The organism is Myxococcus vastator (genome assembly GCF_010894475.1).
GTDB lineage: Bacteria > Myxococcota > Myxococcia > Myxococcales > Myxococcaceae > Myxococcus > Myxococcus vastator.
Map to the genome: position 1 here is coordinate 1 of NZ_JAAIYB010000029.1, position 14,421 is coordinate 14,421.

Annotated in this window: 8 protein-coding genes; 2 read left to right on the forward strand and 6 right to left on the reverse strand. The window is 69.9% G+C overall.

The genetic code is table 11. From position 1 onward, the window contains the following. Positions 1 to 2,445, forward strand: a 2,445-nt coding sequence (locus tag G4D87_RS04895; RefSeq protein WP_275902260.1) for a protein kinase domain-containing protein, incomplete at its 5' end; no start/stop codon positions are given. 1,225 nt (positions 2,446 to 3,670) lie between these two features. On the opposite strand, the gene G4D87_RS04900 is transcribed toward G4D87_RS04895, so the two are convergent. The 5 genes from G4D87_RS04900 to G4D87_RS04920 all read right to left on the reverse strand — a co-directional run bounded on the left by G4D87_RS04900 (position 3,671) and on the right by G4D87_RS04920 (position 12,283). After that, the gene (locus G4D87_RS04900; RefSeq protein WP_163779443.1) at positions 3,671 to 4,033 is read right to left on the reverse strand and encodes a DUF2019 domain-containing protein; all 363 of its coding nucleotides are present in this window, start codon (positions 4,031 to 4,033) and stop codon (positions 3,671 to 3,673) included. Then, positions 4,030 to 5,316 carry a SitA5 family polymorphic toxin gene (sitA5, locus tag G4D87_RS04905; protein ID WP_163779445.1) on the reverse strand — a complete coding sequence of 429 codons (1,287 nt, stop codon included), beginning with the start codon at positions 5,314 to 5,316 and terminating at the stop codon, positions 4,030 to 4,032. Before sitA5 ends, G4D87_RS04900 begins: the two co-directional genes overlap by 4 nt. Before the next feature lie 63 nt (positions 5,317 to 5,379). Beyond that, positions 5,380 to 5,784: a hypothetical protein gene (locus G4D87_RS04910; protein WP_240358016.1), complete on the reverse strand. Its 405-nt coding sequence runs from the start codon at positions 5,782 to 5,784 to the stop codon at positions 5,380 to 5,382. Between the two features lie 68 nt (positions 5,785 to 5,852). After that, positions 5,853 to 6,689 (reverse strand): CHAP domain-containing protein, encoded by an 837-nt coding sequence (locus G4D87_RS04915; protein WP_163779449.1) that lies wholly within the window; start codon positions 6,687 to 6,689, stop codon positions 5,853 to 5,855. A gap of 41 nt (positions 6,690 to 6,730) precedes the next feature. Continuing rightward, positions 6,731 to 12,283 (reverse strand): ribonuclease E domain-containing protein, encoded by a 5,553-nt coding sequence (locus tag G4D87_RS04920; RefSeq protein WP_240358018.1) that lies wholly within the window; start codon positions 12,281 to 12,283, stop codon positions 6,731 to 6,733. A gap of 195 nt (positions 12,284 to 12,478) precedes the next feature. Between G4D87_RS04920 and G4D87_RS04925 the strand changes: the two genes are divergently transcribed. Beyond that, the gene (locus G4D87_RS04925; protein WP_163779453.1) at positions 12,479 to 12,985 is read left to right on the forward strand and encodes a GNAT family N-acetyltransferase; all 507 of its coding nucleotides are present in this window, start codon (positions 12,479 to 12,481) and stop codon (positions 12,983 to 12,985) included. A 22-nt stretch (positions 12,986 to 13,007) separates the two neighbouring features. Here G4D87_RS04925 and G4D87_RS04930 read toward each other — a convergent pair whose 3' ends face one another. Continuing rightward, entirely contained in the window at positions 13,008 to 14,282 is a 1,275-nt protein-coding gene (locus G4D87_RS04930) for a phospholipase D-like domain-containing protein (protein ID WP_163779456.1), read from the reverse strand. Positions 14,283 to 14,421: the final 139 nt, after the last annotated feature.

A 14,421-nucleotide genomic window follows, 5' to 3' on the forward strand; every position in this document is an offset into this window, starting at 1 on the left:
CCGCTGGGCTCGGGCGGGATGGGAGAGGTCTACCTTGGCGAACAGGTCTCCCTAGGCCGCAAGGTGGCCATCAAGGTCCTGCACCATGACCTCCACGCCCAGGCCGGCATGGCGGAGCGCTTCAAGCGCGAGGCGCGCCTCCTCTCCGCCGTGGAGCACCCGGCCGTGGTGCGCATCGTCGACTTCGGCGAGTCCGGCGACCACGCGTGCCTCGTCATGGAGTTCGTCGAAGGTGAGAGCCTGTACGACGTGCTCACCCCAGGCCCCATGCCCCCGGGGCGCGGGCTGCCGCTGCTCCAGCAGCTGGCGGAGGGCCTGGCCGCCATCCACGAGAAGGGCATCATCCACCGCGACCTGAAGCCGGAGAACGTCTTCATCTCCAAGAGCGCCCGGGGCGAGCAGGCCCGGCTGCTGGACTTCGGCATCGCCCGGCTCGTGGAGCCGGACGCCGCCAGCAGCGTCAGCCAGATTGGCGTGGTGCTGGGCACGCCGGAGTACCTGTCGCCGGAGCAGGCGGTGGGTGCGAAGGTGGACACGCGCAGCGACCTGTACTCGTTCGGCGTGCTGACCTACCGCGTGCTGTCCGGGCGGCTCCCCTTCGACGGACCCCTGCCGCGCCACTTCCTGTCGCAGCACGCCTCCGCCGCGCCGCTGCCGCTGGACCGCGCGGCCCCCACGCTGTCGCGCTACGTGGGCCTGCTGTCGCTGGTGATGCGCCTGCTGGAGAAGGACCCGGGCAAGCGTCCCCAGAGCGCGCACGAGCTGGCGGACGCGCTGGCCGCGGCGCACTCGGCCCTCTCCGCCTTCACGCCCGGCCTGGGCACCCCCGCCTACGTCCCGCCGCCGGGGAGCGGCGCCACGCCCTCGTCCGGCACGTCGGTATTCGGCACCGGGAGCGCCACGGGGAGCAGTGCGGGCCCCACGGGTACCGCGGCCTTCGCGGGAGTCGCTCCGGCGCCGCAGGCGAGCAGTGGCACCGCCGCGTTCGGCGTGGCCCCCAGCGGCGGCGCGGCCTCGGGCGCCCTGCCGGTGGCGTCCGCGCCGCGCACGGGGACGGCGTCCTTCGGGATGAAGGTCTCCGGCAGCATGGCCGCCGTGACAGGCGGCGGCGCGCTGGCGGTGAAGCCGCAGAACCTCACGGTGATGCTCACCGACATCCAGGGCTTCACCGAGCGCACCAGCCGGCAGACGCACGAAGAGAACGCGCGGATGCTGGAGACGCACGACAAGCTGCTGATGCCCCTGGTGAAGGAGCACGACGGGCGGCTGGTCCAGAAGCGCGGGGACGCGTTGCTGGTGGTGTTCCGCTCCCCCACCGCGGGCGTGCTGTGCGGCATGGCCATGCAGGACCGGCTGTGGCGGCACAACCAGGCGGTGCCGGAGGTGGACCGGCTCAACGTGCGCGTCTGCCTGCACGCGGGCGAGGTGCTCGCCACGCCGGACACCGTGCTGGGCGAGCCCATGGAGGTCGTCGAGGCCGTGGAGCATGTCGCCAGCGCGGGCGAGGTCACCTTCACCGAAGCGGTGAACCTGGCGCGCAACCGCGCGGAGGTCACCGCCGAGCCCTGCGGCGCCATTGCCCTGCCCGGCCGCGACGAGCAGCTCCAGCTCTACCGCTGCCAGCGCGCCGCGGAGGGCCCGCCCTTCGGAGACCGCTTCGCCTCGCAAGGCAGCCGGGGCAACGCGCTCGCCCCCCTGCTGGCGAAGCTCCAGGCCGTGAAGCTGCCCACCGGGTTGGGAGCGCTGCTGCATCAGCGGCGGCGCGAGGCGGCGCTGGTCGCCGGCGCGGTGGTGCTCCTGGGCGCCGGGGCCGCGTGGCTGGGCCAGCGCAGCGACGCCGGCACGCGGGCCTTCGCGCTGCTGGAGGATGGGAAGCTGGACGAAGCCCTGGCGCTGATGGACGGCGCCACCGACGAGGAGAAGGAGCTGCCCTCGCTGCGGCGCGCGCGCGTGGCGGCGCACCATTCCAAGGGGCACCACATCAGCGAACGGACCGCGCTCAACCACCTGAAGGAGGAGGAGCTCGAGGACGTGGAGCCGCTCATCCTCGACGGGCTGGCGGAGGACTACGGCAAGGAGCCGCTCACGGTCCTGGAGCGGTCCCTGGCCCGGCTCCCGAAGGACCGCGTGCGCGCCCACTACGAGGACCTGGCCGAGGAGGCGTACTCCCTGCGCCAGTGGGGCGCGCTGCGCTACCTGGAGTTCGCCAAGGCGGCGGACGGGGTGGACCTGGTCCGCGCGTACAGCGAGGCGCTGAACACCCCGGACTGCGGCATCCGCACCCAGGCCGCCAACCGGCTCGCGGGCCTGGGTGACGCGGATGCCATCCCCGCCCTGGAGCATGTCACCACGCTGCCCAAGGAGAAGGGCCTCCTGGGCAGCAAGGACTGCGGCCACGACGCGGCGGCGGACGCCATCAAGTCACTCAAGAAGACGAGTAACTGACTCCGGCAGCCCTTGAGGCGAGGGCCCGTGGGATGACTTCCCCGTAGAGCAGTTGGATAGAGCGGCGGTTTCCCTACCCTTGAAGGGCCCCTCGGTCCTCGGGTGGTGGTGGCTATGCCCCTGAAACTACTGACCGTTGGCCTTCGCCCGCGTTCACCGGAGACCGGCCGACTACGCACCAATTACGTACCGGATGTCTCGCAGTCAGAGTCGTGGATAGCGCCCCCTTGAGGGATCGCAGCTTGGACTGGTGTGTGCCCCAACGGGCGACACGGCCTCTCCACCGGTCCGGTGACAGCCATCCGCAACCCTCCTCGGGCCCTCTACACCAGACCACTACTCTCAATAGGTCCCATTCTTCCTATGGGTTTGTCGGTGTCGGATGATCCGTGATGGGCAACGCGTTTGCGTTTATTCCATACCAATCGAACAAGCCACTGACAAAGCATGACGCAGTAGTCCCAAAGGATTTCTCGCTCTGCTTCCCTTGTGGATTGGGATGCACTTCGCGGGAGATGATTTGTTTTGGGTCGAGCATGACCTCGTAGGCTTGAGCCTCTAAACCCCACAGGAACCAAACGGGAGGTTCGGCTTGCGCTCGCAAGAACCTTATAATCCGATTAATAATTGGGGCCCACAGCACCAAGTGTGCCCCTGCCTGCTGCGGGACACACGTCAAGGCGGTGTTCAAGAGGAGGATTCCTTCATTCTCCCAGTGCTCAAACAGCCCATCAGGTGGAAGAATCACAAACTCTGGGTCTTCAAGAATCTCTGCTTTCTCGGCCTTTTCCGTGCGTCCCCTTAACGAACGGTGAAGGGCTTTTAATATCTCTAAAATCGAATCATTGGGACAGTCCCGCCACGAACGAAGACCGCCAACTTCAAACGCGCGCCCTGTTGCCTTTCCGGGAGTGCTATACGGGTCCTTTCCTAGAATAACGCCTTTGACCCGATTCGTTTGGAGAAACCTGAGGACCGACGCAGGGGGCGGCAGAATGTTTGCCCCTCGGAGGTCGCTCTCTATGCACCTGAGTTCGTCAAGAAAGCAGGGTGATAGAATTGGCGCCCAGTATGCGCTGCACGACACAGGGGAACCCAAGAACGTTAGAGGCACTTCTTGTCGCTCCTGAATGGAACTTGTGGTGGCCATCGCTCCACGCATCTCGCGGATCGGCAGCGCCATATGCACGCTGGGTTTCATAATAATGCATGACAATCCATTGTCTCACGGGAATTTGAGCGTACCCTCGCGCCAAGCCTTGAGCGCGTACTCGGCTGGTGTTCGGATGGGTCCTGGACGGGCCGCAAGATCCAACAGAACAGGTTCCCCCTGCTCTGGTGCGAACTCAAGCGCGTGTGCCGCCACGCATGAGCTGACGTTCTCGTTCTCGTTCTTCAACAGCGGGAGAAGATGGGAGGCTGCCGCTCGCCTCCGGAGTTCACGGTAGGCACTTGCAATCCTGTCGTGGGCGCGATTGGCAGCGCGATGGTTCGCAGCGGCTAGCGCCTGCCCATAGGCAACCGCCGCCTGCTCGTACTCGTGGACAAGCTCCTCGATGCTAGCCCTTTGGATGTTGCGGGCCTTCATGGAATGACTCCGTAGCCCTGGAGGACCGTCAAGCCGAACTCGCGTTGGGCCTGGAAGGATTGACCACTCAGCCATTGCCTCACGGTTTTCCCGCCTGTGAAGCGAGGGTCTTTGGACGAGTAGTACGCGCTGATCTTCCGGTGAATTCCTTCATCAATGGCGATCACGTTCTCGGTGTTGTGCAGAGCATGAGGCCCGAACCGGTCCCCGTTGCCCGGTGTCTGCTCGACGATGTGGTGCCAGTTCCTGCCAGGTCCCGCCGACCCCAAGGCGCTCTTGAGGCCGCTGGACGAGCCCCAGGACCTGAAACCGATAGGACTGACTCCCGCTACGGCTCCTCTCACGGCCTGGGCCGTCATGGCGACCGCTGTGGCAGGCAGGGAGATGACGACGGTGCTTCCTTCAACGGCTACCGCACGCACCTGTCCCACGTTCGAAAGGCTGAGGCCTATCCGTGAGGCCCCGGCCGCCGCTGCCTCGGTGAAGCTCGGCAGCATCGACAGCCGCGACGCCAGCCACGCGGCGCCTCCAGCCATGCCATGGCTCACCACCACGGTGACCGCGAGCACGAAGACACGCGCCACCTCCGGTCCCACCCGATGGGCGAAGCGCTGGCCGGCCTGCTCCAGCTCAATCCACGTCGTGGCCCTGTCCGTGGCCCGCTTCAGTTCCCGGCTCGCGTCCACCACCTCCAGGAACGTCTCCAATCCCAGGTAGATGAGCAGGACCGCGGAGACGATGGCCGCCGCCTTGGTGAACACCGGCTCGGGATTCGCCGCCAGCACGGCCCAGGTGACGAGCCCCGTGGCGATGACAGTGTAGAAGAGCTGGGGTGCCAGGGTCTTCTCCACCGCCCGAGCGATGCTCTCCTTGAGAGGCTCCAGCGACAGGCCCAAGGCCACACCCAACTTATCCCACTCGCCCAGGCCAGGCCCTATGTCGAGCAGGGAGAGGCAGTGGGCCCTGCGCTGGCCGGGCTCGCAGAGGCCGCCAAAGCTCTTGCGCATCAGACGCTGCCAGCGGGCGTCAGCACTGCTTCCCGAGTGGGAGGCGCGCACCAGCAAGCCTTGCTGGGGAGCACGGAGCGTCAGGGGCACCTCCAGCACCAGCCGCGCCAGCGCCTCCTCGAATGCTCCCGCGTCCACCTTCACGGACTTATTCGAGGAAGACGGCCTGTACTCCAGGGGCGAGCCCTGCCCCATGTCGAGGCGGATTCCACGCGGGGTGGAGCACGCAGCGAGGAGGGCGAAGAGCAGGACCGTGACGCCCAGTCGAGTTGCCATGAGACGCTTTCCAGAGCGAGGAAGGCTCCAAGCTACGGAAAGTCCGTGTCGTTGTCCCCGCTCTCAGTCATCCCGCCGCGCGTGCCCCTTCTTCTTGCCGTGCCCGTGCCCGCGCCCACGCCGGTCGTCGTCATCGTCCCAGTCATGTCGGCGGGCCTTCACCTTCTCGTCCACCCGCAGGAGGCTTCGCGAGTACGCGTCGAAGTCCAGGTGCAGGTGGCCCCTCGCCCCGCGAGCGAAGGCGTGGAACTTCACCCGCCACACGTCCCGCCCCTTGCGGTCCGCGTCCTTCAGGCGGCACTCGTAGCCACGCGAGCGGCACTGGTTGAAGCCCAGGTTCACCGCTTCCTTGTACGTCATCGCCACTGGGCGCGGCGGAGGCGGCGGTGGACGCCGCGGAGGCGAGCGGGTGTGCATGACACAACCCGAAGCGAGCATCAGACAGCCAATGACAAGGGCGAGTCGCATGCCACCCATGACGCCTCAGCGCGGCACATCTTCAAAGCCACGCGGGGTGTGAGCCGTGCGCTGGAAAGTTACAGCCCCTCAGGCGACGCGAAGGCCGCGAACAACTCTCCCGCGAGATAGGCCCGCGAGCCCTTCGCCGCGGGACGGAGGTAGTCGTTGACCACGGGCCCGCCCTGCTCCAACTGGTGCCTCGTCGGGAAGGACAGGTTCAGCCGGCCTCGCGCCACGCCCTTGCCGCCCCGGTGGATGAAGGTGACGGTGCCATGGGCATCCACGGCCTCCACCACGCCAATGTGTGTCATGCCGTCGTTGCGGCGGCCATCGCGGTTGCGGTCATACGTCTCACGGAAGAAGACGAGGTCTCCGGGGCGCGGCGGCTGGTGGTGGACGGAGCCGACCTCCACCGCGCGGCGGAAGATGGCGGAGACAGCGTTCTCTCCCGCACGGAAGCCGTGCGCCACCAGGTCGATGCCGGCGGAGCGGTACGCCAGGCGCACGAAGCCGGAGCAATCATCCGGAACGCCGCGGCTGACACGGCGCAGGCTGCGCATGCCCACGAGCTGGAGGGAGCGCTGGACGATGGAGCGCGACATCCGCGTGGGCGTGAGCACCACGTCCCAGAACCGCCCCGTGGTGCTGGCGGGCCCCGTCACCTGCTCGGCCGCTCGCAGCGTGGCCTCCAGCACGCCCGCGCTCACCCAGTGCGTGGGTGACGCCGGGCCGGCCCCCAACTCCACCGTCGTCACCGGCACCGGCGCCGCGAGTCCTCCTGGCGCGGACACCGTCACCACCTCCGGTGCTGCGACGGGCTCCGAGGGGCGCGGCGTCACGGCGGCACACCCCACGAGCAGGCCGAGGGGGAAGACGGCGAGGAGTGGAAGGCGGAGCGACATGAGAGGCCGCATTCAAGACCACCTCCCAGGCCGTCCGCCAAGAACTCCCGGTGTCAGCCCTCCCAGGTCGCGAGCATGGCGCGCACCCGTGCATACCTCTGGAGCAGCGCCGCGCGGTGCGCACTGAGCAACACCATGGAACCAATGACCATCAGTCCCAGAACGAACAGCGAGGCCGCGGCAATCCGGTGGTCCCGCATGCCGAAGCGCACCAGGTTGGCGGCGATGCACGTCACCAGGAACGCCGTGCCCAGGTACACGTAGGAGCGAATGCGCAGCGCGATGCCACACGCCACGCCCACCACGCAGAGCGTGACGCACAGGAGCATCGAGCCGCCGTCATTGAACATGAGCGGCTTCCAGGCCCCCGCCACGTAGATGGCGGTGACGGCCAGCGCGCGCAGCCGGGCATAGGTCTCCTCCTCGATGGCCTCCCGGAACACGCGCAGCAGCGCGAGCAGGGAGAGCCCCGCGGGGATGACATAGAACTGCGCCTCTCCCGCGCCCGTCCCCCGCCACACCAGCAGCAGCGCCGCGTTGAACGCCACCACCGACGTCAGCGACGCCAGACCCCGGTGCCGCGGGTGCGTGGCCAGCGCGGCGAAGTGCGCGGCATACCCCACCATCAGCGCCGCGACGTGAAGGGGCTCGCCCCACGGAGCGGAGAGCAACCCCGCCATCGGGAAGAGGTACGCGCCCAACAAGGCGGGTCGGCGGAAACACGCCAGGGAGGAACCCTCGCGCTGCGCGAAGAAGTAGAGGCCGGTGAACAGCGCGCCGCCCACCAGGGCCGCCAGGCTGTCGCCGGGGCCCGGGTGCGCCCCCATTCCCAGCATGCGAACGGAGAGATAGCCCAGCGCGAGCACCGCCTGCGCCAGGTAGGCGGACGCCTCTTCCTTCTCCGTGGCCGCGCGGCGGACCAGGGCGACGAGCAGCACGCCCAGCGCCACGCTCGCCACCAGGCCCTCGCGGAGCGCGCCCAGCGACGTGTCCACGAGCGCCAGCCCCGCCATCACCTCGAAGAGCGCCACCCCGGCGAAGCCGTGCCCCACGCTCCGGCGCCGCGACCTGCCGGCCACGAAGAGTGAGAGGGCCGCGAGCAGCGCGCTGGCCGCGCCGAAGTACGGAAGGATGAACGCCGCGCCCCGGCCGCTGGAGTACACCGCGCCCAGGTACAGCAGCCATCCGTGCACGGCGGCGAGCGAGGCCAGCCACCCCACCACCTCACGCTCGCGGCGCCGCCACACCACGGCCCACGCCGCGCCCACGCCGAAGAGGAACGTCAGCGGGGTGCCCACGTGCTCCAGCTCGCGCAAGCCCGCGAGCGACAGCAGCGCCAGCACCCAGCCGCCATGGTGCAGCGAGGCGCCCACGCGCCCACCGCGAGCGTCCACGAGCGCCCCGATGAGGCACAGCGCCAGCCCTGTTCCGCTGACGACAGCGGGCACCCACAGCGGGTCCACGGCGGCGACGAGCGAGGCCCCCAGCAACGCGGTGGCCACGTTGGCCATCCACCGCTCCCGCGTCACCATCAACACACATGCCGTCACCGCGGCGCCCACCGCCACCGGCAGCGGCAACGAGCCAGGGCCCACCAGGAGCAGGCGCTCCAGCAGCAGCACGCCCAACGCGCCAGCGCTGCCCACCCACAGCGGCTCGCTCCAGGTGTCCTCCAGCGGAGGCAACACCTTCGCGAAGGCCCGCGTGAGCGCGCGCTGGATGTCCCCGGACTGGCACACGGCGGACGCCACGGCCGCGCCCAGCACCACGGCGATGACGGACAGGCCCGCGTCGAACCCTCGCTCGAGCAGCGCACTCACGCTGGACGCGCCCATGGGCGCCAGCGCCAACGCCCAGATGGCGGGCGCCAGCAGCCAGCGCTGAGACAGCAGGAACGCGGCCAGCGTCAGCACCCCCGCCAGCGTGGCCAACTGAGACGGCGTGGGCGAATCGATGACGGGCAGCGCCGCGAGGATGAGCGCCGACACGACGACCCAGGGCCGCAGCGCCTTGTCCGGCGCGCTCCGGAAGAACGCCCAGACGCGAGCGGGCCAATGCGTCTCCGCGATGGCCAGCGCGAGCAACAGGCCAATGACGAGGGGACGGGCCGCTGGGAAGAAGAGGAAGACCAGCGCGGAGCCACACACGCGCAAGCTGGGGCGCGCTCCGGGCATCAGCGCCAGCGACGCCAACAGCACATAGAGCGCCGTGGGGACATGGTACGGCCTGAGCTCGACGACGAGCACGGGCAGCGCCACCCCGGCGAGCCAGCCCTGCATCCACGCGGACAGCGCCTGGCGAGGGGCCTCCTCACGCGAGCGCAGCAGCAGCGACGCCGCGACGGGGACGTGCGCCACGACCCGCACCAGCGCCAGGCTCAGCAGCGGGAGCGCCTGAATCCACGCGGGCAACTCGCCGCCCACCACCGCGATGCCCACGAAGGAATACGGGACGGGGAGCGACGCGAAGAACGGCTGCCGGTTGGCGCGCGTCCAGAGCAGGGGCAGCACACAGGTGCCCACGAGCAGCAACGGCAGCCCCGCGTCGTCCCACTTCACCACCGCGACACCCAGCACCCCAGCGGCGGCCACCGTCGCAGCCAGGGCGAAGCGGTGACCACCCGCCCCCACGCGCGAGACGGCGGGGACCTCCTCCAGCACGGCCAGGAGACTCAACACCCCGGCGAGGCACAACAACGGCACGGCGCCGAAGCTGAACGTCGCGATGAGCGCATAGAGCGCGGCCACGGAGACACTCAGCGCCGCGGGCAAGACGCGCGCGGTGAGCAGCGCCGCGAGCGCCGCCCCCAGCAGGAGGGGCGCGTGCTCCGATGAACGCGTGCCCAGCAGGGCCGTCAGCGGGAAGACGAGCGCGACGAGCCCGGCGACCGTCGCGCTGAGGCTGCGGCCCCACCGCGCCGCGGCGACGGAGGCGCCCAGGGCCCAGCAGCAGAACAGCGCCACGGACAGGCCCGGCGACATCCAGCCACCCCATGGCGAATAGAGCTTCGGGATGTCGTGCACCAGCGCCAGGGCCGACATGAGCACGGCGAGGGGACGCACCACCGGGAAGGTCCGCGACGCCACCGCCACCGCGCCCGCGGACACCAGGATGACGCCAGCCAGCCCCGGCACCCGGGCCAGCACGCCCCAGGGAATCGCGAGCACCGCGTAGAAGACACCCGGCAGCCCCAACCACCGCACCAGCCCACCCCGCAGCCCCAGCAACGCGAGTCCGAGCGCCACCGCCGCGAGCGTGGGCGCCACCGCCGCGGACGACAGCTCACCCGCTAGCTTCGGGAGCACGGCCGCCGCCAGCACGGACGCCAGCGCCATGAGGGAGGCGCGCTGGAGCACCCAGGCGACGAGCACCGCGGCGGCGCCACACAGGGCCATGCCCGTCACGGCCGTGAAGCCCTCGCCGGCCACCAGGCCCATGAGGAACCCCGCCATGGCCACCACGCCCACGACGGCGCCCAGCAGCACGCGCGTGCGCGCGGTGCACAGCATGCTCACCGCGGCGAGCACCAGGGCCAGCGCCCCCGAGGCGACCGCGCCGACGGACGCGCCCAGGACGGCGTAGGCCTGGAAGGGCAGGAACAGCGCCAGCCCCGCCCCCACCATCGTCAGGAAGAAGCGCTCCACCAGCAGGCCCAGGACGAGACACAGCACCGCCAGCGCCAGCGCGCTCCAGAAGGAGGGCCGGGCGTCCGGCCCCGTCATGCCCAGGAAGACGAAGAGCGGGCTGGCCACCGCGGTGGCGCGCAGCAGCACCTCCGCCAGCGCGAGGTCCCGCGCGTTGCCCGTGCGCTGGCCTCGCCACAGCCGCGAGACGGCGAACAGCGCGCCCGCGCAGATGAAGGGCAGCGCGGACAGCGCTCCGAACTGAAGGGGCAGCGGCTCGGTGACATAGCCGAGCCAGGCCTTCACCGTATCGATGAGGCGACGCACCGGCCCGGGGATGAGCTGGGAGAAGGAGGCATAGGCGAGGTACGTGCTCGCGTAGGCCGCGTAGACCCACCGGATGCGGGCGACGCCGCCGCGCGACAGCGACAGCGACGTCCACGAGACGACCGCCGCCGTGACGAAGAACGCTGGCGCCGGGGCCATCGCCGCGGCGATGAGGCAGGTGGCCTGCAGTGACACCGCGCCCATGGACAGCGAATCCGCGCCCCGCTCGGCCTCCAGGGTGCGGAAGCGCAACGCGGTGGCCAGGAGAAAGGCGCCGAACGGGGCATAGGTGCCCACGGAGACCGCCACGTCCGCGTCCGCCAGCGCGACATGCAGGCGCGTGAAATAGAGGAGCAGCAGGTACAGCGGCGCGGCGACGACGAAAGCGAGCGCGGTGCCCTCTCGCGGCGCGGGTGACGGACGCGAGGACAAGAGGAAGAAGAGCACGCACGGCAGGACGTTGAGCCACAGCGCCAGGCCGCCCAGCCCCACGGCGAGCGGCGCCAACCCCATCATCAAGGTGCTGACCACGAGCGCCAGTTGGATGAAGGGACGGGACGTGGAATCAAAGGCCTCCAGCGGCTTGCGCGCCAGGAAGGCCGCCACGCCCGCCCACACCAGCAGCGCGGGAATGAGCAATCCGGTGCCAACGCCTCCCAACTGGAAGACGTCCCCCAGGCCCATGGGTCCCAGCGCGATGCCCGCGAGCGGAGCCACGGCCGAGCCGATGAGCCCCAGGATGTTCCCCGGCTTGCGCAGCGCCTCGCGCCTGGCGAGGAACGCGCCCCAGATGGTGAAGCCCGCGGAGTAACCCGCCGTCAGCCCGAACACCGTGAGCGAGCGGCCGTCGGACGACATCCCCGCCCAACTCTCGAACACGAGGTAGAGGGCGCTGGAGAGGATGAGGAAGGCCCCGATGAACCACATGAGGCTCTCGTAGAGGAACGGCCTCCACACGCGATTCCAGGTGGAGGTCTCCTCGACGAGGCGCGCGGTGAGGCTCCGCGCTGGCGGCGGCTCCGCGTAGGGCTCCGCCGGGTTCTCGGGCAGCGGCATCCAGACAGGCGGGGCCGCTGGGAGCGGGGCATCCACGTGCTCGGGCGCGGCCTCCACGCTTGCGTCGGCCTCCGGCTCGGACGGGTGCGATGGCGCCGCGACGCCCACTGGCTCCGACGAAGCAGCCGCTTCGGCCCGGACCTGCGCTTCGGAGAGTCCCGGCGCCTCCACGGCGGGAGTCACCTCGGCCACCGGCTCTACGGACGCGGCCTCCCGCGGCGCGGAAGGCTCCTGCTTTGATGCGACGGCAGCGGACGCCATGACCGCATCCGTCACGGCCTCCGCTGGCACCGCGACGTCCGCGTGCGCCACGGCCGTCGGAGCCACGACGCTGACCGCCTCCGCTGAGCCCGCTGCAGGCAGCTCCGTCAGGACCGCGAGGAGGATGCGCGCCTGCCGCTCATACCGCTCCGAGATGAAGCGCCGGACGTTGGAAGGAACCTCCGAGGACTCCCATCGCGTCAGCTCATCGAGCAGGAATTGAACGTGCGTCAGCTCCGCTTCGATGACCCCACGCGCGCGCTCCGTCATCCGCGCGCCACACAACGCACACCAGAAGTCCTTGCCACGCCGCTCTTCGCGGCAGTCAGCGCAGTACATGCATCCCCCTCGATACAACGAACATGCCATTCAAGAGGCCGTCGCGTACAGGCACAGCCACGAGGCAGGGGGAGGCGTACACGTGCACGGTGCCTCACGCCCGTGACACCTGTGCATCCGGTTGCACAGCCCGTGCGTGAGCGTCAACGCACCCGACGCTGGCCCCCTGGCCCCGGCTGTGAAACCGTCGCGTGCATGAGCACGGAAGCGCTGACGCTGCGACACATTGAAGCAAGGGATGACGCGGCGGTGGCCAGCGTCATCCGGACGGTGATGCCGGAGTTCGGCGCGGACGGCCCTGGCTTCGCCATCCACGACCCTGAGGTGTCCGCGATGACCGCCGCCTACTCCCGGCCCCGGCACGCCTACTTCGTCGTGGAGCGGGCGGGGCGCATCATCGGCGGCGGCGGAATCGCACCGCTGGAGGGCGGAGACGCGGGCGTCTGCGAGCTGCGGAAGATGTACTTCCTCCCCGAGGCCCGGGGCCTCGGCCAGGGCGAGCGCCTGCTCCGGCGCTGCCTGGAGTTCGCGCGTGAGGCGGGCTTCCAGCGCTGCTACCTGGAGACGCTCGCGGGAATGCAGCAGGCCCAGAAGCTCTACCGCCGCATGGGCTTCGAGCCGCTGTGCGCACCCATGGGCAGCACGGGCCACTTCGGCTGCGACCACTGGTACGCCCGGGACCTGTCAAAGCCGCTCGACTGACGAAGACGGACGCGCGCTGACGCTACCGGTCCTGCCCCACGAGCTGCGTCGCCCGGCGGGCCAGCCGCCGCCAGGGGTTGGTGCGGCCCCCGTTCTCCAGCGTGATTTCCTTCGAGTGCCGCAGGTCCCTGGCCCAGCACCGCGCCAGCTTGCGGACGAAGGACGCGTCGTGGATGACGAGCGAGCCCTCCTTCAGCTTGTTGAGCGACAGCGAGTCCATGTTGGTGGAGCCCACCACGGCGAGCCAGTCGTCCACGAGCAGCGTCTTCGCGTGCATCATCGACGGCTGGTACTCCCAGATGCGCACGCCCGCGGCCAGCAGCCGCTCATACGTCGACCGCTGGGACGCCCTCACGACGGGCACGTCATGGTTGGGCCCCGGCCCCAGGACGCGAACCTCCACGCCCTGGCGGCACTTCTCCTCCAGCTGCTCCAGAATCGCGTTGGGCGGTGAGAAGTACGCGTTGGCAATCCAGATGCGCTCACGCGCGGCGCCAATCACGATGCGAATCATGCGCTCCGCATCGGTGAGGCCCAGCCTGCCCGCGCTGTCGATGAAGCCCGCGGCGCAGGGGCCCGCGGGCTCCGCTTCCGGAAAGGCGCTGGGCGGAATCAACCCGCCGCCCGACTCCTGCCAGTGCCGGGAGAACGACAACTGCATGCGGCGCACCTCGGGCCCCTCGACGCGGACGTGCGTGTCGCGCCACTCATCCGGCTTCAGGCCGTCGCCTTCCCACACCTTCCAGATGCCGAAGCCGCCTGTGTAGCCAATGCGCCCGTCGACGATGACGAGCTTCTGGTGGCTGCGCCCCAGGAGGCGCCCCAGCACCTTGCCCGCCAGGAGCCGGTAGTAGTGGACCTCCACCCCGGCCTCCGTGAGCACCGTCTCCACCTTCTGGTCGAAGTCCCGGTCGCCGCGAATCTCCTCGCTGCCCACCGGGTCCACCACCACGCGGCACGCCACGCCCGCCCGGGCGCGCTCCACCAGCGCCTCCACGATGCGGTCCGACAGCTCACAGGGCCGCCAGATGTACACCAGGACGTGCACGCTGCTCCGGGCGGCGCGGATGTCCTCCAGCATGCGCTCGAAGACGGCGCTGTTCTCCAGCAGCTCCAGCGAGTGTCCGGGAATCAGCCCCACGCCCGTGGACTGGTACAGCGCGAACGAGAACGCCTCCGGCCCTGGCGGCAGCGTGAAGGGGCCCTTCATCTCATGGCGCTCGCGCTCCGCGCCGTCAGAGAAGCCCAGCGCCCCGGGCTTGGGAATCAGCGCCTCCAGCTCCTGCATTTCATCCATACGGGCAAGCTAGGGATGCCTCCCTCCGCCCGGAATGCCTCGCCTGCCCGCCTGCCTCCAGCCCGGCGCACGCTTCCCGTTGCCGCGCGGCGCCATGCTGGCCACACTGCGCCCGTCCTCTCGCTTCCAGGAGCGCCGA

Bases quoted from the DNA above. Each gene is read 5' to 3' on its own strand.
- G4D87_RS04915 (WP_163779449.1), bottom strand. From the start codon at position 6,689: ATGCGGCCTCTCATGTCGCTCCGCCTTCCACTCCTCGCCGTCTTCCCC.
- sitA5 (WP_163779445.1), bottom strand. From the start codon at position 5,316: ATGGCAACTCGACTGGGCGTCACGGTCCTGCTCTTCGCCCTCCTCGCT.
- G4D87_RS04920 (WP_240358018.1), bottom strand. From the start codon at position 12,283: ATGTACTGCGCTGACTGCCGCGAAGAGCGGCGTGGCAAGGACTTCTGG.
- G4D87_RS04900 (WP_163779443.1), bottom strand. From the start codon at position 4,033: ATGAAGGCCCGCAACATCCAAAGGGCTAGCATCGAGGAGCTTGTCCAC.
- G4D87_RS04925 (WP_163779453.1), top strand. From the start codon at position 12,479: ATGAGCACGGAAGCGCTGACGCTGCGACACATTGAAGCAAGGGATGAC.
- G4D87_RS04910 (WP_240358016.1), bottom strand. From the start codon at position 5,784: ATGCGACTCGCCCTTGTCATTGGCTGTCTGATGCTCGCTTCGGGTTGT.
- G4D87_RS04930 (WP_163779456.1), bottom strand. From the start codon at position 14,282: ATGGATGAAATGCAGGAGCTGGAGGCGCTGATTCCCAAGCCCGGGGCG.